The 23,298-nt window shown below is 60.0% G+C and carries 18 protein-coding genes; 11 read left to right on the top strand and 7 right to left on the bottom strand.

Features of this window, described 5'->3' with window-relative positions:
* Positions 1-20 precede the first annotated feature (20 nt).
* The 3 genes from CUJ91_RS31345 to imuA are packed head-to-tail and all read right to left on the bottom strand — an operon-like array spanning position 21 to position 5,295.
* The gene (locus CUJ91_RS31345; protein WP_114157973.1) at positions 21-3,170 is read right to left on the bottom strand and encodes an error-prone DNA polymerase; all 3,150 of its coding nucleotides are present in this window, start codon (positions 3,168-3,170) and stop codon (positions 21-23) included.
* Positions 3,171-3,176: 6 nt separating this feature from the next.
* Positions 3,177-4,658: a Y-family DNA polymerase gene (locus tag CUJ91_RS31340; RefSeq protein WP_208716172.1), complete on the bottom strand. Its 1,482-nt coding sequence runs from the start codon at positions 4,656-4,658 to the stop codon at positions 3,177-3,179.
* Complete coding sequence (imuA, locus tag CUJ91_RS31335; RefSeq protein WP_114157971.1) at positions 4,588-5,295, bottom strand: translesion DNA synthesis-associated protein ImuA; 708 nt, start codon at positions 5,293-5,295, stop codon at positions 4,588-4,590. The genes CUJ91_RS31340 and imuA overlap by 71 nt, the downstream gene beginning before the upstream one ends.
* On the opposite strand from imuA, the gene CUJ91_RS31330 reads away from it, so the two are divergent.
* The 8 genes from CUJ91_RS31330 to CUJ91_RS31290 all read left to right on the top strand — a co-directional run bounded on the left by CUJ91_RS31330 (position 5,289) and on the right by CUJ91_RS31290 (position 13,748).
* A complete protein-coding gene (locus tag CUJ91_RS31330; protein ID WP_425273893.1) occupies positions 5,289-5,696 on the top strand; it encodes a hypothetical protein in 408 nt (135 codons plus the stop codon). The two genes, imuA and CUJ91_RS31330, sit on opposite strands and share 7 nt — an antisense overlap.
* A gap of 346 nt (positions 5,697-6,042) precedes the next feature.
* Entirely contained in the window at positions 6,043-6,264 is a 222-nt protein-coding gene (locus CUJ91_RS31320; protein ID WP_114157968.1) for a hypothetical protein, read from the top strand.
* Positions 6,265-6,443: 179 nt separating this feature from the next.
* Complete coding sequence (locus CUJ91_RS31315; RefSeq protein WP_114157967.1) at positions 6,444-8,813, top strand: EAL domain-containing protein; 2,370 nt, start codon at positions 6,444-6,446, stop codon at positions 8,811-8,813.
* 572 nt (positions 8,814-9,385) lie between these two features.
* Entirely contained in the window at positions 9,386-9,880 is a 495-nt protein-coding gene (gene phaP, locus CUJ91_RS31310; protein WP_114157966.1) for a TIGR01841 family phasin, read from the top strand.
* A gap of 246 nt (positions 9,881-10,126) precedes the next feature.
* Entirely contained in the window at positions 10,127-10,648 is a 522-nt protein-coding gene (locus CUJ91_RS31305) for a hypothetical protein (protein ID WP_114157965.1), read from the top strand.
* Positions 10,649-11,053: 405 nt separating this feature from the next.
* Positions 11,054-11,338, top strand: a complete 285-nt coding sequence (locus CUJ91_RS31300) for a hypothetical protein (RefSeq protein ID WP_114157964.1) — start codon at positions 11,054-11,056, stop codon at positions 11,336-11,338.
* 230 nt (positions 11,339-11,568) lie between these two features.
* Positions 11,569-12,720 (top strand): GAF domain-containing sensor histidine kinase, encoded by a 1,152-nt coding sequence (locus CUJ91_RS31295; protein WP_341868929.1) that lies wholly within the window; start codon positions 11,569-11,571, stop codon positions 12,718-12,720.
* Between the two features lie 590 nt (positions 12,721-13,310).
* Entirely contained in the window at positions 13,311-13,748 is a 438-nt protein-coding gene (locus tag CUJ91_RS31290; RefSeq protein WP_244231054.1) for a response regulator, read from the top strand.
* A gap of 678 nt (positions 13,749-14,426) precedes the next feature.
* On the opposite strand, the gene CUJ91_RS31280 is transcribed toward CUJ91_RS31290, so the two are convergent.
* From CUJ91_RS31280 to CUJ91_RS31270, 3 genes are all read right to left on the bottom strand, one after another.
* The gene (locus CUJ91_RS31280; RefSeq protein ID WP_114157961.1) at positions 14,427-15,650 is read right to left on the bottom strand and encodes a DUF1444 domain-containing protein; all 1,224 of its coding nucleotides are present in this window, start codon (positions 15,648-15,650) and stop codon (positions 14,427-14,429) included.
* Positions 15,651-15,873: 223 nt separating this feature from the next.
* Positions 15,874-16,341 carry a DUF2846 domain-containing protein gene (locus tag CUJ91_RS31275; RefSeq protein ID WP_114157960.1) on the bottom strand — a complete coding sequence of 156 codons (468 nt, stop codon included), beginning with the start codon at positions 16,339-16,341 and terminating at the stop codon, positions 15,874-15,876.
* Positions 16,334-16,723 carry a hypothetical protein gene (locus CUJ91_RS31270; RefSeq protein ID WP_244231053.1) on the bottom strand — a complete coding sequence of 130 codons (390 nt, stop codon included), beginning with the start codon at positions 16,721-16,723 and terminating at the stop codon, positions 16,334-16,336. Before CUJ91_RS31270 ends, CUJ91_RS31275 begins: the two co-directional genes overlap by 8 nt.
* A gap of 395 nt (positions 16,724-17,118) precedes the next feature.
* Between CUJ91_RS31270 and ligD the strand changes: the two genes are divergently transcribed.
* Together ligD and CUJ91_RS31260 are read left to right on the top strand one after the other, a co-directional pair.
* Positions 17,119-19,023, top strand: a complete 1,905-nt coding sequence (gene ligD, locus CUJ91_RS31265) for a DNA ligase D (RefSeq protein ID WP_114157959.1) — start codon at positions 17,119-17,121, stop codon at positions 19,021-19,023.
* Positions 19,024-19,361: 338 nt separating this feature from the next.
* Positions 19,362-20,423 carry a DMT family transporter gene (locus CUJ91_RS31260; RefSeq protein WP_114157958.1) on the top strand — a complete coding sequence of 354 codons (1,062 nt, stop codon included), beginning with the start codon at positions 19,362-19,364 and terminating at the stop codon, positions 20,421-20,423.
* A 476-nt stretch (positions 20,424-20,899) separates the two neighbouring features.
* On the opposite strand, the gene CUJ91_RS35300 is transcribed toward CUJ91_RS31260, so the two are convergent.
* Positions 20,900-21,241 carry a response regulator gene (locus CUJ91_RS35300; RefSeq protein WP_114157956.1) on the bottom strand — a complete coding sequence of 114 codons (342 nt, stop codon included), beginning with the start codon at positions 21,239-21,241 and terminating at the stop codon, positions 20,900-20,902.
* Positions 21,242-21,652: 411 nt separating this feature from the next.
* Between CUJ91_RS35300 and CUJ91_RS31240 the strand changes: the two genes are divergently transcribed.
* Complete coding sequence (locus CUJ91_RS31240) at positions 21,653-23,200, top strand: methyl-accepting chemotaxis protein (protein WP_114157955.1); 1,548 nt, start codon at positions 21,653-21,655, stop codon at positions 23,198-23,200.
* Positions 23,201-23,298: the final 98 nt, after the last annotated feature.

The following is a 23,298-nucleotide window of genomic DNA, read 5'->3' as shown; positions in this document are numbered from 1 at the left end:
CCGCATGAAGCGGCCAAGCGTCAGCAGAAATTCCTGCTGACAGAATGCAGACCGCCCAGCAGATGTGACATGTCGACGAGCCGCTGCGCCACCAGATGCCGCACCTCGCCCTGACACTGCCAGACCCCGTAGACCGCCAGCAGCGACGCACTGAGCGCTTCCTTGCGCTGCTTCTCGAGCAGTGTCGGCCAGATGATGACGTTCACGTTGCCCGTTTCGTCTTCGAGCGTGACAAACACCACGCCCTTGGCCGTGCCAGGCCGCTGACGCACGGTGACGAGACCACAGCCGCGCGCGAGCCGGCCGTCCCGGTAGGTGCGCAATGTTGCCGCGGGCATGAGGCGATTGGCGAGCAACTGCGGGCGCAACAGTTCCAGCGGATGACGACCGAGCGTGAGGCCCACCGAGCGGTAGTCCGCCACGATGTCGTTCGCTTCCGAGGGCGCGCCCAGTTCCGGCGTTTCATCCTCGACGGCCGCGGCCGCCAGCATGTCCTTCTCAGGGACAGCGGCCACCGACTGCCAGAGGGCCTCGCGCCGGTTGCCGGCGAGCGCGGCGAGCGCATTCGCGTCGGCGAGAATATGCAGGTCCCGACGGTCGAGCGCCGCGCGGCGCGCGAGGTCCTTCACGCTCGCGAAAGGCCGTACCGCGCGCGAGTTCTCAATCCGCTCGGCCGTGCCTTCCTTCATGCCACGCAGCAGCGAGAGACCCAGGCGCACTGCGGGCCGCTTCTCGCCGGCCATAGGTTCGAGGGACGAATTCCATCCACTAATGGTCACATCGACCGGCAGCACTTTGACGCCGTGGCGCTGCGCATCCTGCACCAGCTGCGAAGGTGAATAGAAGCCCATCGGCTGGCTGTTGAGCATTGCGGCGAGAAATGCCTCCGGCTCGTGACATTTCAGCCAGCTGCTCGCGTACACGAGCAACGCGAAACTCGCCGCATGACTTTCCGGAAAACCATATTCGCCGAAGCCCTTTATCTGCTCGAAGATGGCTTCGGCAAATGCAAGGTCATAACCCCGTTCCTGCATGCCAAGCACGATGCGGTCGTAGTATTTTCCGAGGCCACCCTTGCGCTTCCATGCGGCCATTGCGCGCCGGAGCTGGTCTGCCTCGCCCGCGGTGAAGCCCGCGGCGAGAATGGCGACCTGCATCACCTGCTCCTGGAAAATCGGCACGCCGAGCGTGCGGCCCAGTGCGGTCTTCAGTGCATCGCTCGGATAAGTCACCGGCTCAAAACCCTGGCGGCGGCGCAGATAAGGATGAACGGCTCCGCCCTGAATCGGACCAGGCCGCACGATGGCCACTTCAATCACGAGGTCGTAGAACGTGCGCGGTCGCATGCGTGGCAGCATCGACATCTGCGCGCGCGATTCAATCTGGAAGACGCCTACCGTGTCGGCGGCCGAAATCATGTCGTAGGTGGCCTTGTCTTCTGCGGGAATGTCCTGCATCTCGAAGCGCTCGCCGCGCTGCTCGGACACGAGGTCGAGCGTTCGACGGATGGCCGACAGCATGCCAAGCGCAAGCACATCAATCTTGAGCAGTCCGAGCGATTCAAGGTCGTCCTTGTCCCACTGGATGACGCTACGCTCGGGCATCGCGGCATTCTCAACCGGAACCAGCCGCGTGAGCTTGCCCCGGCTGATGACGAAGCCGCCCGAGTGCTGCGACAGGTGTCGAGGAAAGCCATAGAGCTGTGCGGCGAGCGAGGCCCACGCGCGGATGAGCGGCGTGTCCCCATTCAATCCGCACTCCTCGAAGCGCTTGAGCAGGTCCGCACTGTTATCGAACCAGTGATGCGACTTGGCGACCGCATCGACTATCTGCAGGTCGACGCCCAGCGCCTTGCCCGTTTCGCGCAAAACGCCCCGCGCGCGATACGTCGACACAGCAGCAGCAATCGCTGCGCGGTCGCGACCGTACTTGCGATATATGTACTGGATGACTTCTTCGCGCCGCTGGTGCTCGAAATCCACGTCGATGTCCGGCGGCTCGCCGCGCTCCTTCGAAATGAAGCGCTCGAACAGCATGTTGCCGCGTGCGGGGTCCACCTCCGTGACGCCGAGGCAGTAGCACACCGCGGAATTGGCTGCCGACCCTCTCCCCTGACACAGGATGTGCTGACTGCGCGCGAAGCGGACCAGGTCGTAGACCGTCAGAAAATACGGCTCGTACTGCAGGTCGCCAATCAGTTCGAGCTCGTGCTCAATCTGCTCCTGGACGTGATGCGGAATGCCCGACGGAAAGCGTCGCTGTGCGCCGATGTACGTCTCCTGCCGCAGATAGGCGCCCGGCGTGAATCCCGGCGGCACCAGTTCGTCTGGATACTCGTAGCGTAATTCATCGAGCGAGAAGGTACAGCGCGCGGCAATGTCGACCGTTGCGGCAAGCGCATCCGGTGAATACAGATTGGCGAGCCGCAGGCGCGAGCGCAGATGCTGCTCGGCATTGGGCGCGAGGTCGTAGCCGCATTCATGGACTGGCTTGCCGACCCGGATGGCGGTTATCGTGTCCTGCAGGGGTTTCCTCGAGCGCACGTGCATCAGCACTTCGCCGAGTGCGACCACCGGCACGTCGCGGTTGCGCGCGACGAACTCCACCGCGCCCCGGTGAATGTCGTCCATCGCCCGCTGATGCAGCACGAGACCGACCCACGCGCGCCCCGGAAATGTCTCGTCCAGCCATTCGACCTGCGCGTCGAGCACGTCTTCCTTTGCGGCGAAGCTCGGTACCAGAATAGCCAGGCAATCCGGCACGCCCAGCAGGTGCCGGTATTCCTTGTCGGGCCGCGACACGTCTTGTGGCGTGAGCCGGTATTCGCCTTTCGGCGCGCGCGTGCGGGCGAGCGTGATGAGCTCGGAGAGGTTGCCATATCCTTCGCGATTTCTGGCAAGCAGGATGAGTCCGAATGCCGGTGAACCGTCCGCGTTCACCAGACAGAAGTATGAGCCGACGATAAAGGGTAGCTTCGCTTCTTTGGCCGCGACGTGCGCCCGCACGACGCCAGCGAGCGAACATTCGTCGGTAATTGCCAGCGCCGAATAGCCGAGTTGCGCGGCGCGCTCAGCGAGTTCCTCCGCGTGGGAGGCACCACGCAGGAACGAGAAGTTCGACAGGCAGAAAAGCTCGGCATACGCCGGCAGCATGGTGAAGGTGGTGTCCACGGCGCGTCATCCAAAGAGGCCGTGCAGGAACCAGCGCTGGTCTTCTTCGGCGTCACGACTGCTCACGCGCTCGCGGTAAATCCAGTAACAGCTCTGGTCGTCGGCCTGCGCGACGAAGTAGTCGCGTGTAACCAGCTCGCCATCGAACCAGCCCGCCTCGATGCGCTCGCCCGGCGATACCATGCGCAGCGGCGAACCATAGAACGGGCGGTGCTGGCGCATGAGCAGGCGCACCGGCGTATCGAGCATCCACGTCGGTCGCGGCAGGCCTTCCGGGATGACCACGGGCTTCGCGGTTTCGGTGACCGGCACCCATGAGTTGGCGACTTCCGGGCGATGGTCAGCGCTTGGCGCCGGCCGCAGTACATTGTCTTCACCAAGCCGCGCGACGAGTAATTCGAGTAGCCGTGCGTGGTCTTCCTTCGAGCCCCCCGGCTCGGGGAAAAGCGTGTCGGACGCTGGCGCCGCGGACTCGACCTTTGATGCGTCCAGGCGCAATGCGATAACCGGCGCGGTGAGCTCAATGCGATGCAGCCGCTCCTTCAGCAACCTCAGGAGGTGCTCTTCCCGCCAGGTGGGCTCACCCAGTGCAATCTCGATAGTGGTCGGTTCGATGGCGTCACGCCCGCGCTCGTGCTCGAGCGACAGGCGAACCGCGGTCACTGCGAGCTGTTTTGCACAGAGCCACCCGCACAGTTGCACGATAAGCCGGTGTGCGCCGAAGACTGCACCGTCCGCGTGTTCGAGCCGGTCTGGCATTTCGATGCGCGCGGAAAACGTGGGCGGCAGTTCCAGCCAGTCGAACAGTTCCGGCGCGGTGCCAAACGCGCGGTCGAGCGAATCGAGCAGATGTTCGCCACAGCGCCGCTGCAGTCCAGCGCGCGGTAGCCGGCGGATGTCGGCGATGGTTTCGCAGCCGAGCCCGCTGAACCAGTCGGCGAACTGCCGTACTTCGGGGACGGCGACCATGGGCAGACTGGCAAGCCGCTGTTCGAGCGTGGAAAGTTTGAGCACGCGCCGCGCACCATGCCCTTTCGCATACCGGGCCAGCAGCCATGCACCCTGCCCGGTCGGCGCGGCACTGATGCGCGCGGTAAGACCAAGCGTGGCGAGCAGCGCCTTTGCTTCGCGGCACAGCGCGAGCAGTCCGCCAAAGAGGCGCAGGCTCGCGCCAACCTCGACCACCACAGTCGCTTCATCGAGCAGCGCGACTTCGGGCGAAAAGCGCATCAGCGCAATGCCGACGTCGCGCTGCGCTGCCCGCTCGCGGGCGAAGTCGCGCTCGTGCATTTCCGTGTCCGGCGAGAGCGTCAGCACGCCACCGCGCTTCATCCCGAGCCGCACGCCTGCCGCGCGCGCGACGCTGTCCGCGATGACGACCTTGTCCTTCTCGAGCACGACGCTGCCGTGAAGCGGCTCAGGCGACCACCTCGGTCTGAAGACTTCGAGCGGCAACTTCGGCAGGTGAACGGCGAGAAAGACGCGCATGTCGTGACAGCAGAACAGGAGTGGGTTGAAGGGGAATCGACAGAGGCTCCGTGCGCGAGGGCCCTCGTCGTTTCACGATGTCGACGGTTAGCCCGTCGGCCGATGGTTTCAGCGCCAGCCGCAGGAGCGCTGGTGACGCGTCCTGTGCGCTCGCAAGCGGGCGCACCATGACGAACAGCGTCTGCGACGACTGCGCGGCCAGATGCAGGCGCCGCAGCGACGAAGCCTGCGCGTACTGCGCCCAGAAAATCAGCGCGCCGCAGCTTCCCGCCCGAAGAATCTGTTCCGCAGACCACAGTGCATCCGCGGTTTTCTGCGCCTTCACGCGCAGCACCTGGTCGAGCGACAGACCGATGTAGCTGAGCCCCAGGCCGTCCGGCGTATGCGGCGGCTGCAGGAATGCAACCGGCCGCTCGTCTACAGCACTCAGCGCGGGCCGCAGCAGCCGCAGCTCACCCACGCCCGGTTGCTGCACCAGCAGGTCCACGAGCGCACCGACCGGCCAGCCGCCCCCGGGCAGCTCGGCTGAGAGCGCCGGATAGCCCGTATCGACCACGCGGCCGCGGCCCCGCGCGAGCTGCGACGCGCGCCACAGGGACGGGTGTATCGCTTCGGGGGACGGCAAGGGGGATGTCATTGCGAGAAAACCTGTATGGATGTACAGTATCCTACACGGATTTCCGTAGCGGCGAACAGGCACTTTTTTCGGGAGCAAGACGGATGGATATGCGTGTCCATGAACCGGTCAGCCATCCGATGCCGGAAATTGCGGCGTTTGTAGCGCAGATGAAATCGGCGTTCGGCGAGCAGGAAATCAACGAGGCGATTCGCCGTGGCAAGGCGGGCGAGCCGACGTTTTACGCCGCCGAAAACGGTCATACCGTTGGGACAGCGAGTCCGCTGACCGCAAATGCATGGCGAGTCACCGAAGTCATTCGGGCACGCCACTATTGCGCAGGTTGCCACGGCGGATGCCTCAACCAGGCGGTGTCTTGCAAACAGTGGCAGCAGCGAGAAGCAGGCAAGGGGAAATCGTGAGGCAACTTGGACTGGCGTTACTGGCCGTGGCGTTTGCGCCGGCGGCTTTCGGGGCCGGCACATATTCGGAAGTCTGGAATCCGCCTGAGGCGCGCGCGACTGCCCCGCATAGGGCCGGTACTCCACACAGGCTCGCAGTACGACGTCACGTGGCCTTGCACGCGAAGAAGGTGCATTCGCCCCGCGCGTTAGCAACTGCTCCACGGCTCGTGGTCAGGCAAGGTAACGCGCAAAAGACCTTGCTCAAGGACGAACCGGACATGTCCGGGATTCCGCGGCAAACCACGCCGGAAGGCAACGTGCTTCGCGTGACAGGCCACACGGCTTCCGCTCACGTAGTCCGCTAATGCAATCGCAGAAGTACCGCGGCTATGACGTATGGGGGCACGCCATCGTTGAGGAAAACGACGCCGACCATCAGCCAGAGCGTTATGCAGCGAGCGGGACCATTACCCGTGGCGGCAAGCTAATTCAGGTGTCGGGCGTTCTGGGCGATTTTGAAAGTGAGGAGGACGCTCAGCTTGCGGGGCTGGAATGGGCCCGCGCCTGGGTTGATGCAAACGCCTGAACTGCCCACTTGGTCTGCGTTTCCCCAAAACGTCAAACCGCCTCCGCTCGAGTCGTTTCTGCGCTGCGCATGAGGCTTCCTTCAAGCATCTAAAGATTTGGTGACTACGACCGTAATATTGGAGGTGTGGTGGCGCGCAGTATCGAAGGCCCCACTCGAACAGGCGGTCGGAGAGTAGCTTGAAAGTAGAAACGGTATGGCACCGTATTGGAACCAATATTAACCGCGCCCGCAGTGATGGCAGCGCGTCCGCATGGCCAGCGCGGAACCAGCAGTTCCTTTCCTATTTCCTTGTCCGCTACGGTCAAGCCACAGCCGCGCCTCTTACGATTCTGCTCATCGCTATTTCTGCTGGCGTTGGCATTAGCTCACTGGTGCACCACTTAACCGCTGAGGCGGCGATGCCGGTACGTCTTGCCGCATCTATAACGGTCGGTGTCGTTGCGCTCGCATCTATACATCGAAAGCTTGCGGCTGACTACCGTCTGCGGTGCGCCGCTGTTGCTCTGGCAAGCGGAATGCTGAACGCGAACCGGGATTGCCTGAAGGTGCTTTCGACAGACGGAAAGTTATTGCGGGTGTCGGAGCATGGCGCGGCGTTGATGGAAGCTGAGTCGCCGGACGAGCTCAGCGGCGCTGACTGGCTGAACTTCTGGAACGGTAATGACCGTGCGCTGGCCGAAAACGCGTGCCGTGACGCTGTTGCTGGCATCAGCACGTCATTTACGGGCAGCTGCGCCACCACGAAGGGCCAGAAGAAATGGTGGAATTCGACAGTCTCCCCAATAGCCGGCAAGGATGGTTCAATTGTCGGTCTGCTGTGTGCTTCCGAGGATGTCACTCAACAGTGCGACTTGATGAAGACCCTTCGTGAACGTGACGAGCTAATGCACGAGATGGAGTCGCACGTTCGGCTTGTGTTCTATTCCTATAGCCCGGACTTCCAGCACTTCCATCACGTGAGTGCGGGGGTTGAGCGTGTGTTCGGCATCACCGCTGAACAGCTTGCCACCACGCCTTCAGCGTGGCTCGAACTGGTGTGCGCCGTGGACGTCGGTCCTCTTCGTGCGGAGATGCATCGCATCGCGTCTGAAGGCGTCGAGGGCCGCTTCGAGTACCGCATCCGGCGCCCGGACGGTTGCCTGCGTTGGATTAGAAGCACGGCATACCCGGTGCGCGATGAAACGGGAGCCGTTGTCCGCATTGTTGGCGTGAGCGAGGACATCACGGTCGAGCAGGAACGGCTGGCAGCGCTCGACCGGCTCGCTCACACTGACGGGTTGACGGGCTTAGCTAACCGCAGCGCACTTGTTCGGCAGATGAAGACGCTTTGCAGTTGCGACGCCGCATTCGCTCTGATGTTCATTGACCTCGACCGCTTTAAAGTCCTTAACGACACTTTGGGGCATACGGCCGCTGACCGTCTGTTGAAGAACATCGCCGAAACCATCCAGGCAGCGCTTCCTGAGGATGCATGCGTTGCGCGCCTCGGAGGCGACGAGTTTGCCGTCATCCTTAACGGCGAAGCAGACAAGGGGAGACTGGCGACGTTGGCGCACACTCTGCTCAGCGCGTTTTCGAGCGGTGTCCCAGCGGACAGCGCCGACCCATTTGTCACGGCATCTATTGGCATATCGGTTTACCCCGAGAACGGACGAGACCACGAATCGCTGCTGACAAGCGCTGACATCGCAATGTACGCGGCAAAAAAAGGAGGCCGTAACGGCTTCAGGTTTGCCGGTAAAGCGTCGAGCGACGTGCTCGGTGATTTCGAACTTGAGCGAGTTCTGCCTCTAGCCCTGGCGTCCGGCCAATTTGTCCTCCATTTCCAGGGTATTCACCAGCCGACGTCTTTGGCGATGACGGGCGTTGAGGCGCTTATTCGATGGAACCATCCGGCGCGAGGCATGGTGCGGCCCGCCAGTTTCATTCCCATACTCGAAGAAAGCGGATTTATTGTCGAGGTTGGCGCATGGGTGATGGATGCTGCTCTCGCGCAGCTGGCCTACTGGCGAAACGCAGGCGAAAAGGACCTTCACATGTCGGTGAACGTGTCAGCGCGCCAACTCAGGGATAACACCCTCGTGGCCATCGTCGACGAAGCATTGCGCAAGCATCAATTGCCGCCGCGCTGCCTTGAAATCGAATTGACGGAAAGCGCACTGATGGAAAATACTTCCCTCGCACAAGAGACGCTCATAGCGCTCAAGCGCCTTGGCGTACGCATCGCCATCGATGACTTTGGAACGGGCTACTCCAGCCTCGGCTATTTAGCTGACTTTTCGCCCGATACGGTGAAGATTGACCGCTCGTTCACCGCAAGGCTTGGTCGCGACGCGGCAGCCGCTGCGATAGTCCGCGGCATTATTCAGATGTCGCACGAACTAGGCATGAAGGTGACAGCCGAAGGCGTCGAGACAAGCAAACAGCTGCAAACCCTGCGTGAGGCGAGTTGTGACTTTGCTCAGGGGTATCTCCTGACAAAGCCCGCGAGCGCTGAGAGCCTCATGCTCGCGTGTCGCTCGGTGACTACAGGACACGACGCATAGTCTGCCCCCGTGGCTGTTTCCGATGGCCGCGACTTACTAGTCAAGAGTTGATTTACCGGCGCAACGCCGTGCAATCGGCAATGAACACCGAGTATGCGGACCAGGCCGCAACTCCGCGAGACTGACGCAACTCTGCTGGCGCCTGTTCGAAGCGTATCAGCGTCAGCACTCGAATGAGACGGAGCAGGCGCGCCTCAATGCCTTCGAGTCCCGGTAGCCGACTTTCCCCTGTCGATGCGACCGCACGCTTTGGCAAGGCAATCAATAGGACCAATCGGTTGACGAAGCCGGAAAGCCGCAGCAGTCGTCCACCGCCCGCCGTTACTCGCCGTCAGAACGGAGGTGGCTTCTGGGTTATCGTCGCGTCCCCGCTCGCACAACTCAGACGTTTGTCCGACCGAGCGCCCTCCACACCCGCGGTATCGCGAAATTTATTGACTTCGCGGCATTGCCCCGTACAATGAATTTTGTTGCAGCGCAGCATTTGCCTTACTCCCCCTCGGGGCGTGCGGGTCTGGTTCTGTTTGGACCCCCCGTCCTTCTGCCGCCTGCCTTACCCTTACGGAGCAGTGATGAGCACTCTTATTCCGCAACAACTAGTTACCGCCCAGCAATCCAGCCTGGAAACACTTTTTGGTCTAACGAGCAAGGTGTTCGAAGGTTTCGAAAAGCTGGTCGCGTTGAATCTGCAGGTTAGTAAAGCGGCTATCGTCCAAAACCACGAAAATGTCACTAAAGCCATGTCGGGCGGCAACCCGGGTGAGCTGCTCGCACTGCAAGCGAGTCTTTCCCAGCCCGCGGCGGAAAAGGCGGTCGCCTACGGTCGTCAGGTTCACGAAATCCTAGCCGGAGTCCAGAGCGAAATCTCAGCCGCCGCTACAGCGCAGGGCCAGCAGTTCCAGCGGGAGGCACAAGGGTTCGTCGAAAACCTCACGAAGAATGCCCCGGCAGGAAGTGAATCGGCCATTGCAGCATGGAACTCGGCCTTCTCCACAGCCAATACCGTCTATGAATCGGCCAACAAGGCGGCAAAGCAGTTCGTGTCGAAAGTTTCCACCGTTCAGTAAGCGTCCTCGTCTCTCTCGCGGACCTTGTACGTCTATCAATGCGAACTCCGGTTCGCATTTCTGCTTTACGAAAGGCGTGTCCTGAAGCGACGAATGCTGTGCAGGTTTTCGGTAGCGGAGTGCCATGCTCCGCGAGCACATATTGACCGAGATGCGACACGTTCCAGGCGATGACGCGCTGGCGCACGAGGTGTCGCGCCGGAACACGGCGCGTCTCGCTAGCGACGAAATGAACGGACAATTGCAATGGACGACCGATTTGATAGACGGGAACTGCTGCTTCATCTTGGCGATATTCTGGAAGCATTGAACTGTTTAGCCCAGATGGGCCGCACCGACGCTATGGTGGTGCAGCTCGCGCAGAGAGAAAACTCTTTGCAGGACCTCGAGTTCCTCAGGGCGCTGCCGTCAACAATGACGATGGCTGAATTTACTAAACGGGTCACCAGCGCATTCTGCGTGTGGCCAAGGGAGCTGCTTGAGGTGGAGCTCAACCGGGACGCACTGGCGTCAACGGTACAGCTCAACCTTTTTGACGGTAACCCTCACGGCTGGAAGGCGTATGTCAGCCACGTCCAGAACAAAGTGAAATGGTTCGGGACCGGGCTTTCGAATATTAAAGAGGGCGCTCGCGCCGAACCGTCGCACGATGCCACCGATGCGGCGAGTCCGGTCGATGCACCGGATACCGCCGTGTCGCCCGTGGGAGGGGATGTGCGCAGTGAAAAGAGAGGTTGGCCTTGGCCCGAACCGAGGCCTAAGTCGTGACGCTTGCAGCTGTCGCTACGAGGAATCCGTCAATAAGCGGCAGATAGGCAGGGCCTTGCCCGTCCCTCGCATTGGACGACGTTTAACTTCAGTACTCCTGTCAGCACAGGCCCTAATCGGCGGACGCAGTGACAAGCGATAAGCAATTGTAGCGTTTCCCGACAGTCTTTCGCCAGCGTTTTCGAGGCATATCGCTTCGGACGGTGTCTGGCGCCTCAGCTTACCGCCAAACAAGGCGCCGACGCAGGAGCAGAGCCCCATCCCCAACGTGCTCGAGAACCACGCGGACGGTGCCGACGCCAAGTTTCGCCCCACCAGCTTTCGCGGCCACGCCGCCCAGAACGGCCAACGAAATCGAAGTGGAAACGACGATGGCCGGTACCATTCTCGGCGCTGACAATGCTAATGTCCGCCACTCTCGTGTTTGCACTGCCTTGCTTGTCGTGCGTTCCGGATTTTTCAACCATTGTCGCGCTACCCCGATTCAAGCCTCGCTCGTCGATTCCTGACGTCGTCACTTTCGCCTTCTGCTTGGGCGTCGAGTGGCTGAACCGTACTGCCATAAAGAAAGCACTCGCTGACCGTATCGAAACGAGAAACACCGCCCACACGACGGTCTGGCATCCGCGCGTGAAGCTGCAGATGCCGGCAGCGGCAATCGGCACGATGCCCTTCGCGATGTTCGAGTGAAAGGAAAGCATGCGGTTGACTGCTTTACCTCGCCACTGGTCGGCCACGCTTCCGTTTGCCGGCAAGTGCGGCTGGTGAGACATAATGAGGTAAGCAACCGGGCTTGCCATCAATGCAAGCTGGTATCTCTGACCGGAGGACTCATGCCCAGTACTGACGCGTCGACCGAGTCGCCCCGGTCGATAGCCCGTGACATAGCGTTGATATCGCGCATCGGAGCAGTCCCTTCGATGCTCAAGATGATTTGCGACGAGACCGGGATGGGTTTCTCCGCTGTCGCTCGGGTAACTGACGTTAGTTGGACCGCTTGCGCGGTCCACGACAACATCGGCTTCGGGCTGAAGCCTGGCGAGCAACTCGAGTTGCACAGCACGTTGTGCTGCGAGTCGCGTGTTGCACGCACCCCAATCATCATCGACGATTTCAGCCTCGATGCTGCCTATAGGGACCATCACACGTCGAAGATTTACAAACTGCGGAGCTATATCTCCGTGCCCATCATCACACCGGGTGGCAGTTACTTCGGGAATCTGTGCGCCATCGACCCGAGACCCGCCCGCGTTTCCGAGCCGCGAGTCATCAGAATGTTCGAGGTCTTCGCGACCCTGATTGCCATGCAGATTGACAGCGAACAGCGACAGTCATCAACTGAGGCGCAACTGACCACCGAGCGGGAGACCGGTACATTGCGCGAACAGTTTATCGCCGTCCTCGGGCACGACCTGCGCAATCCTCTGTCAGCCGTTAATGCAACGGCGGAATATCTGGTCCGCCGCACTGACGACACGAATCTGGTCAATACAGGTAACCGGTTGAAGCGCACTGTATCCAGGATGGCGCGGCTTATCGATGACGTAATGGATTTTGCCAGAGGGCGGCTCGGGTCCGGAATGGCTGTTTCGATTCAGCCCGTTGACGACCTTGACGAGCGTCTGCGAGCGGTGGTTGACGAGCTAAGGCTCGCCAACCCATCGCGCGATATAGTCACCGATTTCGCGCTGACCAGACGCGTCAATTGTGACCCATCCCGCATGCAGCAACTGCTATCGAATTTACTTGGAAACGCCTTGACCCACGGCGCGGCGGACGAACCCGTCGTTGTCCGGGCGGCGACTGACGACGACCATATCTGTATCAGTGTGGCCAATCGCGGCGAGCCGATTCCGTCCGAGGTGCTGCCAAAAGTATTCGAGCCGTACTGGCGACCGCCGTCGAGTTCGCCGGGCGGGGGGCTCGGACTCGGTCTCTTCATTTGCAAAGAGATTGTCGAGGCGCACGGGGGCACCATTGAGGTTTGTTCGTCGGCTGGGGAAGGCACCTGCTTTACGGCGCGGCTCCCCGTCCTTAAGTGCGGCGGTGAACGAACGACTATCCCCTCTTAACAGACCCGGACCTCGCGACCAGAACGCAGTTCCATGTCCTCATGAGCGGCGTCCCGAGCAACGCCTCGTTGAGGTAATTCCGCCGCAGCACATGCGCACGGTGCACGCCCCCTTCAGTGACCAGCGATGCACCGCTCGAAGCGCCGCACCTTTACAGCCCGAGGCACCGTCGACAACGCGTTAGTCAGCGCTGTTGTGCAGCGGGACAGTTACCCAAGCGCCTGCTGGGGGAATGCGTGCAGAGGTGTTCGGTATTCCCCCCACAGATGAGTCGCGACGAACAGGTGCTCCGCGTCACAACGCGAGAGACAATCTGAGCTCGAGCGCCGATGCAGTCGCGGCAATTAGCGGCTAAAGGTTTAGGGGCATTACACCCCCAGCAGGAAGACATGCGATGTCCGTCACTCGATGCAGTATGCGAAACATCGCGATGAACGGCACATTAGTCGACGCTTCGGGTGTGCTCGCGCAGTTTGACACTGAACACGTCAAGGGAATCCTGTCGCGAGGTGCCCGCCGGCGGCCACTGGGCAATGCACCGGGTACGGTACTTGCGCGCTACCTCATACTCACAATTGGGTCTCCCTCTGATGTCTCTCATACTGCTTGTCGATGACGACGCGGAGAACCGATACGCCCTCAAAATGGCGTTTGAGAGCCGCGGGCATCATGTGCTCGTCGCAAACAACGGGCGGGACGCCTTGCGCAAAGCGTCGTCAACGCTTCCGGAACTAATTGTCACTGACCTGCAGATGCCCGAGATGGGCGGCGAAGAGCTCTGTCATCAATTGAAGCGCCGGCCGCCATTCGCCGCCGTCCCGGTAATCTTGCTGTCCGCCGTGCGAGAGCCGGCCTACACCGTCCGCAACTGGGCTGCGTATTTTCGCAAACCGGCTGTAATTGGACGGTTATTAAGCATGGCCGAGGCGTTCATAGCCGCGCGCGGTGGATACCGCCGCGCATTTCGCGCTTCCGAGTATCACGGAATGTCGCGCAGACAAGGCATCGACTCACGAGGTTGGCCATGAGCGTTCAGAGCGCGGCTCGCGGCGAAGGAAGGCGGACGTACGATTCGGGCTCGACCTGCCACAGGTCCGGCGCATTTCGTGGCTGGGTTTGCTGCAGCGTGCGCGTGTCGCTCAATGGCCACGTCCCAGGACGTTGGCGAAGGAAAAAACCTTGGGGTCACGCCATCGTTGAGCAAACAACGACGACCATCGGCCAGAACGTTATGCAGAGAGCGGGACCATCACCCGTGGCGGCAAGCTAATTCAGGCGTCGGGCGTTCTCTGTGATTTTGAAAGTGAAGAGGACGCTCAACTTGCGCGCCTGGGCTGGGCCCGCGCCTGGGTCGACGCACATGACTGAGCTCACCACTCGGTCTGCGTTTCTACAAAACGTCAAACCGCGTCCGCTCGAGTCGTTTCTGCGCTGCGCATGAGGCTTCCTTCGAGCATCCGCAGGATGCGGTTGCCTGACCCAAAAAGAGTCCCGTCACTGAATGGCTTTAATGTCTGAAGAGACTCTTCGATGATACGAATGAGTAAAGACATATCTAGCGAACAAGGTTTTAATTTTTCGCGGCGGCCACTTTAGGCGAATCCGTCTTTCTGCGATAGCTTGCTGAGGGCAGCAACTCGCGCGGGAGCATCACGATGCGAATGCCTCTGCAAGCTCCTTGTCGCGTTGTGTACTGCTGTTGCGGGCTACTGTGCCTGTACCAACTCATTCACCTTATTGAACCTGATGCACCACTCCTGGAAAAGTTGCTCTTCCGGGAATCCGTCGACTTCATAGCGCACGGGCAAAAGTACTGTGCGCTTCATGAGGTGCGCACATTCCTTCACTAGCTCACGCCACGGCACGAAAGCCATTTGCTTCGGCTCCAGGCGCACCAGCACCACGATGTCTGTCGCGGGCAGTAACGAGTGCACGCTGTCCGTCCAAACGCAGGCGGTGAACAACTCGCCGGAAGGTCGTTCCGCTACGGTGTATTGCGGCACAAAAATGTCGACACCTTCGCGACCATGGATGTCGTTCAGATGTGCCTGCTGGTCGTGATAGTCGCCGGCAATCTCCCGGGTTCTCAACTGCCTGAGCTTCGCTTCAAGGCCGTCCGGCACGAACTTCTGCCACACCGCTTCGTCCCACCGAAGCATCAGCGCAGGCAACGCCCGAGGCTGCCCCAATGCTTCTTCCGCTATCTCCATCATTGTCTGCAAACCCACGATGTTTCGGTCGCCCGTCAGGAGCAGCACCGTCCGATTCGGAGCCATGACTACCGGGGCGCCTGAAATAGGCTGCCTGTGCAACACGTCCGTGAGCAAGAGGCGGGATGCGTCGTAATCGTCACCGAACTGCGATAGGTGCACACCATTTTGCAGAGTGGCGAATGGTTTCGATGAAGCAAGTCGCAAGTTGTCGATGGCGATGTCGTAAGCCTCATCGAAGGTCACATTCCACTCGGAAAGCTTGTGTTCGGTAAGCCGCATGATGGTTGACTCGCCATCGTACGCAATTCCGATTTCGAGGTTTTCGCATAGCGGTCGAAAAGCAATGTCGAACCGTGAGCCGGTACCACGGGTCTGGAGGTATGTCACGCCGCGTTCCGTCGAGCTTCGAACGACTGGTCGCAGCCGTTCCCGCGCCTCCTCGAAGATGCTTGGAATGGTCTGCTCCCTCATGCCGTTCGTCTGGCGCCTGAGAATGTCAGTGCGCTCGGCAGGCTTCGCCTCAGCATATTCGCGGAAGAGGTTATGCAGATTGATGAAATGGACAGGCGCTATACCGTCCGTTTCATCCGGCACAAGCCTGTTTAGATTGCTGTCGTACTCCCAGGCACGCGTGTCGCCGGAAGACCGCAGGCTGGACATGAACAACTCGGCGAATTTCTGCGGCGTCGGCTTGCGGAAGCGGTCAAAGAAGCGCATGGCGAAGAGAGATGCTTTGTTTATATCGTAAATGGCGAAACGTCAGCCGCTGCACAGGATGCCATGTGAGTCGGCGTCAAGCTCCGCGATATAGCCGCGTTCTGACAATATGGGGAGAGCGACGGCGAGCGGCTACCCGCCTGCCGCCTGCCTCGGTGCAATGTCGCAGAGCTTTTGCAGCAAACGCCACAGCGTGGACGTTAACTCACTCAATGTGCCGGTTTCAGTCGGCTTTCTTGACAGCTGCGGTGGTTTGAGCTGCAACGTAGTGCAGGTCCTCAAGGTTCTTCACGGCCTCGTCAGCCGACTCCAGCGACGGAACTATCCGACCTACGAGCAGCCCGAATCCAACGCTGGTCTTAACGTATTTCGTTTCGCCCGCGTCAAGCTTGAACGACACTGTCTTCTCCGTCTCGGTGGCAGTCGATACCACATACTGGCCGGCAGGCTCATCGACATAGAAGAATCCACCCGGCTGCGATTTGCCGACCGGTGCGCCGTTCAGATTGATGCTCGGCTGCAAGGCAGCGCCGAACATCGAGTTCGAGCGGTAGAAATAGATTCGGCCTTGAGTCTCTTTTAACGTCGGAATAGATGAGGCGACTTCCTTGTACTGAGGACCACTCGCACAGCCGGACGCGACGAGCGCTACCAACGTGCTGGCAACTAATGCTTTGAATAATTTAGTCATTGATTCTCTCGATTGTTATGGATTGTGGTGGGTCAAGCGGTGAAAAATGGGATTCGCCGGGCAGGAAAAAGCCCACCAAGGTACTTGCCTTCGTCACCAGGTACGCCTCGTGAATCTGGCGACCTTCGATGGTGAACACTCCGCTCACCGGCCGAAGAACGGTTCCCTGCGTTATTGTCCCCACGGGCTGCCAGAGCGACCCCGCACGTACCTCGCGTGAATAGCCCGACGTGAGCCTGACGGTGACGGAACCGACCACTTGAAAGCGCTGCTGAGTCGCGGTAATCGGTACCAGTTGGGTGCTCTGTACCGGTATCGACGGCGCGCATGCAGAAAGCATCAGCGCGGCAAACGCTGATGTAAGGACGGCTCTGATAATCACAATGGATATATTCCTAAAGTCTCCGGCAACTACATATCGGCAATACCGGGAAGAAACTTGAGTTCCATTGGGCATACAGAGAAGTGCACTTCTGTCCGAACGGCAAGTCGCGGAAGCCTTCGCCGGTGCGCGCCGTTGACCAAGGCTCAGCGTTTATTCCATCGACCAGTGAGCCGGAGGGCGCATATTCCTTGTTACGGAAATACATCCACCATTCGTCGGCACCGCATATCGTCCTTCAGTGCGCCGAGCGCGGCAGGCCTCGGCTCTAGCGTTCTGGTAGCGGGCACGTGCCGTGCATCTTTCCCCTAGTTCAGAAGGGGAGAGACATGCCGGGACGATGGAGTACGCCACGCAAGCCCGCACGACGGGTCGTCGACGACCCGCCAGGGGCCATGCCATCAGTCATCGAGCCCGAACTGGCTACCCTTGTCAGCCGCGCCCCCGCTGATGGCGACTGGTCTTATGAAATCAAGTACGACGGCTACCGGATGCTCGTTCGTATCGAGGAAGGTTCGGCCAAACTCATCACGCGCAATGGGCATGACTGGACGGACAGAATGCCCAAACTGCGCAAGGCCGTTGAAGCGCTTCCCGTAGACGATGCGTGGTTAGACGGTGAAGTCGTCGTCCTCAATGCAGCGGGCACCCCAGATTTCAACGCGCTCCAGAACGCCTTCGACCGCCGCAGCACCGCCGACATTGTCCTGTTTGTATTCGACATTCTGTGGCTCAACGGCACCGATGTGCGAGACCAGCCGCTACGAGCAAGACGCCAGCTTTTGCGTGTGCTAATGGACGAGGCCGAAGGTCCGCTGCTGCGGTTCTCCGACGACTTTGCGCAGGACCCCGATGCACTCGTCGCATCAGCGTGCAGGATGAAGCTCGAAGGCATCATTGGTAAGCGCGGTGACGCGCCATACCGCTCGGGTCGCTCCACCGACTGGATAAAGCTGAAATGCAACCTTCGGCAGGAGTTTGTGATTGGCGGCATCTCCCGAACGAAAGGCGCAAAGACCGGCGTGCATGCATTGCTTCTGGGCGTCTACGAGCAGGACGGCTCCCTCCGGTATGCAGGCAATGTGAAACCGTTCCTAGCGCCGGGCCAAAGCGCTGCGTTTCTAAAGAGACTTCAGCCCCTAAAGCAGAGCAAGCCGGCGTTTTATAACCCGCCCGAGCGCGACCGCGAGCGGGACTACCACTGGTTTGCACCGGAGGTCGTGTGCGAGGTCTCGTTTCTCGAATGGACACCTGGCGGCGAAATTCGTCACCCCGTTTTTCATGCCATCCGGGAAGATAAACCGGCACGCGCAGTGACGGAAGAACCGGTCGCCGATGCCTCGGCAGGCGAGCCGGATGATTCTCGTGTCGGGTCGACCCGCGAGCGCCCGGGGCCGCGTGGTACCGTCATCATCGGCGACATAAAGGTCAGCAATCCTGGCCGCGTGATGGACGACGTCACTGGCCACACGAAGCTCGAGCTTGCGCGCTACTACGATGAGATTGCTGAATGGGCGTTGCCGTATCTTCATAACCGGCCTTTGACGCTCGTGCGTGCTCCGGACGGAATCAAGGGAGAACTGTTTTTCCAGAAGCACTCTGAACGCGTGCGGATACCGGGCGTCGAAGAATTGCCGGTGGACCTTTATCCGCGGCATCCGCCGCTGCTCGTTGCCAACAATGCTGAAGCACTTGTCGGACTCGCTCAGATGAGTGTCGTCGAACTGCACTCCTGGAACGCCGTCGCGCCCGACCTGGACCATCCGGACCGCGTTATCTTTGACCTCGACCCGGACCCTGCGCTCCCCTGGTCAGCCATGCTGGAAGCCGCGTCCCTTGTCAAACTTGTGCTCGACGAAATCGGATTGAAGTCGTTTCCGAAGACTAGCGGCGGCAAGGGGTTTCACATCGTCGTACCGTTGACTCGCCGGCAAGGCTGGGATGAAGTGAAGGCGTTCTCACAAGCGGTCGCCCGCCACATGTCACATGTCGTGCCTGAGCGCTTCTCGGCTGTATCCGGTCCTCGCAATCGTGTTCGAAAAATCTTCATCGACTATCTGAGAAACAGCCGAGGGGCGAGCACGGTCGCACCGTTCTCCGTTCGTGCACGCTCCGGAATGGCGGTCTCAATGCCAGTTTCTTGGGACGAACTTAAGACCGTGGAGCGAGGCGACCAGTGGACGATGAAAAAGGCAGTTGCGCGGCAGCGTACGCTTAATGCTGACCCATGGGAGGGCTACTGGCGCGCACGGCAGGGCATCACTGCTGCCATGCGTCGAGCGGTCGGCATGACGCGGTAGTTTGAAGGGGAATTTGTCAGCAGACGCCGACACACCAATTCGGCTTTTTAACCAGCCGGGGTCGTGATAGTCGTTGCCGCCGAGCCGTTGACGTACTTTCACGACGCCGAACATGCCGGCGATTCCCAGCGCGCCTTGATGCGGCAAACCCGCTTGAGAAGCCTCTGTTTTCCTGAATGGTGTGGGCCATGGCATATCGTTACTATTACCGCGGAGCGCCATACACTTCTGCTGACAGTTATGGAGGGGTATCCGTCGGCGGTTGCGATGACTGACTACCTGCCGGCCAAGCGCCTACAATCTTTTTAGCCGAGCGGTCGCTCCAAGACATCTATTCCATGTTCACACGCCATAACGCCGCCTTCACTGCACTTCTGGCAGCCGCGCTCTTCGGCGCGACTACACCACTCGCCAAGACGCTGCTTGGCACGCTGTCGCCTTTCATGGTCGCAGGACTTTTCTACCTAGGCAGTGGCGTTGGTCTTGCCATCGGAATTCTTGTTCAGCGCCTGCGTCGCACGACTGCAGAACGCCGGAACGAAAACCAGATTCAGGTCGTTGAAGTACCTTGGCTTCTCGGCGCAATCGCAGCTGGCGGGGTCGCTGGGCCTGCGCTGCTGATGCTCGGTCTCACCACAACCTCCGCTGCAACCAGTTCGCTGCTCCTAAATCTTGAAGGTGTGTTCACGGCGGTAATCGCCTGGGTTGTGTTCCGCGAGAACGTGGACGTGCAGGTATTCCTTGGCATGGTTGCGATAGTGGCAGGCGGCGTTCTCCTTTCGTGGCAGCCTGGCGACACTCCGGTGTCGCTCGGCGCACTGCTCGTCGTCGCAGCGTGCGTGGCCTGGGCAGTCGACAACAATCTGACGCGGAAGGTGTCGGCGAACGACGCGATGGTCATCGCCTGCGTGAAAGGTCTTGTCGCCGGCTCCGTCAATCTGTGCATTGCGCTGCTTCTCGGCGCGCATCTGCCAGGCGTCGGAAAGATGGCTGCCGCCATGCTGACCGGCTTCGCTGGCTACGGCGTGAGCCTCGTTCTTTTTGTCGTCGCCCTTCGAAATCTCGGCACCGCCCGAACAGGTGCGTATTTTTCTGTGGCCCCAGTGTTCGGCGTCGCGTTATCGCTTTTCCTGTGGCCGGAGGTGCCACCGCTGTCTTTCTGGACCGCGACCCTACTTATGGCTTTGGGAATCTGGCTTCATATCCGTGAGCGGCATGAGCATTCTCACACTCATGAGGCCCTGGACCATAACCATCGACACCGGCACGACGAGCACCATCAGCATGTGCATGATTTTAATTGGGACGGTGACGAGCCGCACACGCATCCTCATCAGCATGCGCCTATTACTCATACGCACGCGCACTTTCCCGACATCCATCATCGGCATACCCATTGATTTGCGGAGGACAATAGAAGCCTATTTGGGTCTTCTGTTGACGTGCGGCAGCATCAGCAGCGTCAGCAACTGGTGCTGGCAAAAGGCCACTCTAGGAACAACCAGTCGCCCGGCGAGTCCGATTACACCGCATGCGAGCACGACCGTTATCACTCGGACCTTGAACCGAAACAGTGCGATAGCGACAGCTACTCCTGTAGCAGCGAGTGAGGGCATGCCCGCGGCGCTAGTCGACAAACTTCGAGTAACCGAGGTGGGCCCCCGATTCCTCGCACCACGTTTCATCAGGGCATAAACGCGGCGCGAACGGGGCAGACGCCGGGCGAGATAGATGCGGCCCTGACAGGCAAACCGCTTTCAACCTTGCAATTCAGTTCCTGCTCCCGACTGTTCGTTTCGAGAACGACAGCCGTTGAACTGACGCCGCGGGCTGCTGAACGGGTGTTCAGGCCATCGAAGTGGATATCCTCGATTCGTCATCCTGAACAGCTTAGGAGGCGCAGTAGCGATGCCCGTATCGTCTCGGTAGGCACAGGTTTTTGCCAAAACTCATCCCACCGCCCCGTGTCGCCGGGCCTTAGCGGCTCAGCGCTGCTGAGAATGAGAGGAATGCGCGCAAGCTCCGGTTTCAGCTTAAGTTGACGGCAAAACTCAACGCCGTCCAAGATTGGCATAGCTCGGTCTGTGATGATGAAGTCGGGCGCTGCCTCCTTGGCGACGACAAGTCCGGCGTGGCCCTCGCTAGCGGTCACGACTCGATAGCCTTCCAATTGTAGGAGACGCTTACAAGCGCTCGCGACGCTGAGTTCGTCATCCACAAGAAACTATTCATGTCCGGCGGCAGTCGCGGCATCGGACTCGCAATTGCACTCAGAGCTGCACGCGACGGCGGGAATGTCGTGATTTGCGCGAAGACTGCCGACCCAGACCCGCGTCTCGAGGGCCTGATTCATACGGCGGCTGCAGCCGTTCAAACTGCCGGCGCTTCCGCTTCCTGTCGATACTAGGAAGACAGACGAACCTCGCGTTTACCGCCGAATAGAGCGGCGAAAATGTCTGCTCCATCGTGGTGCAATGGTTCATTAAATATTCACTTAAATTCTCCGCGACCGGGCCGTAAACAAGAAGCGCAGCGCGTTGATAGTTGGCATCCGGCCGTCGTCATGGCTGGCACGACGTGACGCGCCTCCGTTCACTCACTTCAAAGACCAATTGCAGTCCGTTCCGCCATGAACAAACTCACCGTAAAGAGCCGACTCCTGTTTGTCACGGTGTCTGTAGCCGCCGTGCTCGTCGCCATTGGAAGCACGGGACTCATTGGCATGGCGCAAGGCACAGGCGCTCTCAAAGATGTGTTCCAGGGCGGCGCAAAGGCACTTCAAACGATATCCACTATCGACGAGCTCGTAGCCGAGACGCATTTCTCGGTGAGTGATGCCGTACTGGACCCTTCCGCAACGAAGACGGAAGCAGTTACGGAAGCGACCACGCGACGCGTAGAAAGAATTGACCAGCTCATCGACAACTTTATGAGTCATCCGTTGACGGGCGACCAGAAAAAGCTGGCCACCCAATTCGTTTCCGACTGGCACACGCTCCGCGATAAGGGATTTAAGCCCGTCTCGCAGTTGCTGAAGGCAAACAATCTTTCAGAGGCGCAATGGGTTGTAACTCAAACCATCGAAGCGACAGCCAAGGCCGTCAAGTCGGAAGGCGCACAGCTGCGTGAACTTCAACTTGCCGCGGCGCAAGCGGAATACGACCGCGCACTGAACACCAGCCGAACTGTGCAATGGGTCGTCGCCGCGTCCATCGCTTTGGGAGTCGGCGTTGTTGCACTGCTTTGCGTGTCGATGGCTCGCGTGCTTTTCTACCAGCTAGGGTGCGAACCAGCGTTGGCAGCCAGCGTTGCACATCGGGTCTCCCAAGGCGATTTGTCAGTCGTCGTTCCGGTGAAAAATGGCGACGTCCATAGCGTTATGTACGCAATGAGTTTGATGCGCTCACGACTGTCATCCATGATTGGAGACATCCAGTCGTCCGCAGACACGATTGCGAAAACGACTGTTGATATGAGCGGGGGCAACACAGCACTTTCCAGCCGGACAGAAGAGCAAGCTGCAAGTATCCAGGAAACGTCCGCGAGCATGGAACAGCTTGCATCAACCGTTAAGGCAAACGCAGACCACGCCGTCCGGGCGCGCGAACTTGCGAGCGTCGCGTCGGCCAAGGCACGCGAAGGCGACCGCGCAGCAACAGACGCAGTACGCAGAATGCAAAGCCTCGCTGAACGTTCCGCTCAGATTCGGGAAATCACATCGGTCATCGAAGGCATCTCGTTTCAGACTAATCTGCTCGCACTCAACGCCGCTGTGGAAGCGGCGCGCGCAGGGGCTCAAGGCCGCGGATTCGCCGTCGTCGCGCAGGAGGTGCGAGGTCTTGCCGAGCGCAGCTCGACGGCGGCAAAAGAGATTGCAGCGTTGATTAGAGACGTTACAACGGAGGTCGATTCGAGCGGTGCGGCCGTGAAGGTGGCAGGCGAAACCATCGTTGAGCTTCTGGGCTCGGTAACTGGCGTCACCGAGCTTGTCGACGCCATCGCAAACGCCTCCCGCGAACAAAGCGCGGGCATCAACCAAATCAGCGGTGCGGTTTCGCTGATGGACCGTATGACCCAACAAAACTCGGCGCTAGTCCAGGATAGCCTGAACGCCGCTAATGCACTGGAGACCCAGGCTCAACAATTGAGACAGTCTGTGCAGACATTCCGCATCTAACGCGACGCCGGTTCAATCGCTTGGTGCGGCCAAAGCATGGCAAGAATCGGAAGCGAACCTATCAGTCAACGCGCGCGTTCCATCGTTGCATTGTGGCT

The sequence above is a fragment of the Paraburkholderia graminis genome (assembly GCF_003330785.1).
GTDB lineage: Bacteria > Pseudomonadota > Gammaproteobacteria > Burkholderiales > Burkholderiaceae > Paraburkholderia > Paraburkholderia graminis.
This window is presented reverse-complemented; position numbering and strand designations above follow the sequence as displayed.

Coding starts and splice junctions, on each gene's coding strand:
- CUJ91_RS31340 (WP_208716172.1), bottom strand. CDS start 4,658: ATGCGCGTCTTTCTCGCCGTTCACCTGCCGAAGTTGCCGCTCGAAGTC.
- CUJ91_RS31330 (WP_425273893.1), top strand. CDS start 5,289: ATGTCATTGCGAGAAAACCTGTATGGATGTACAGTATCCTACACGGAT.
- imuA (WP_114157971.1), bottom strand. CDS start 5,295: ATGACATCCCCCTTGCCGTCCCCCGAAGCGATACACCCGTCCCTGTGG.
- CUJ91_RS31320 (WP_114157968.1), top strand. CDS start 6,043: ATGCAATCGCAGAAGTACCGCGGCTATGACGTATGGGGGCACGCCATC.
- phaP (WP_114157966.1), top strand. CDS start 9,386: ATGAGCACTCTTATTCCGCAACAACTAGTTACCGCCCAGCAATCCAGC.
- CUJ91_RS31305 (WP_114157965.1), top strand. CDS start 10,127: ATGGACGACCGATTTGATAGACGGGAACTGCTGCTTCATCTTGGCGAT.
- CUJ91_RS31300 (WP_114157964.1), top strand. CDS start 11,054: ATGTCCGCCACTCTCGTGTTTGCACTGCCTTGCTTGTCGTGCGTTCCG.
- CUJ91_RS31295 (WP_341868929.1), top strand. CDS start 11,569: ATGCTCAAGATGATTTGCGACGAGACCGGGATGGGTTTCTCCGCTGTC.
- CUJ91_RS31290 (WP_244231054.1), top strand. CDS start 13,311: ATGTCTCTCATACTGCTTGTCGATGACGACGCGGAGAACCGATACGCC.
- CUJ91_RS31280 (WP_114157961.1), bottom strand. CDS start 15,650: ATGCGCTTCTTTGACCGCTTCCGCAAGCCGACGCCGCAGAAATTCGCC.
- CUJ91_RS31275 (WP_114157960.1), bottom strand. CDS start 16,341: ATGACTAAATTATTCAAAGCATTAGTTGCCAGCACGTTGGTAGCGCTC.
- ligD (WP_114157959.1), top strand. CDS start 17,119: ATGCCATCAGTCATCGAGCCCGAACTGGCTACCCTTGTCAGCCGCGCC.
- CUJ91_RS31260 (WP_114157958.1), top strand. CDS start 19,362: ATGTTCACACGCCATAACGCCGCCTTCACTGCACTTCTGGCAGCCGCG.
- CUJ91_RS31240 (WP_114157955.1), top strand. CDS start 21,653: ATGAACAAACTCACCGTAAAGAGCCGACTCCTGTTTGTCACGGTGTCT.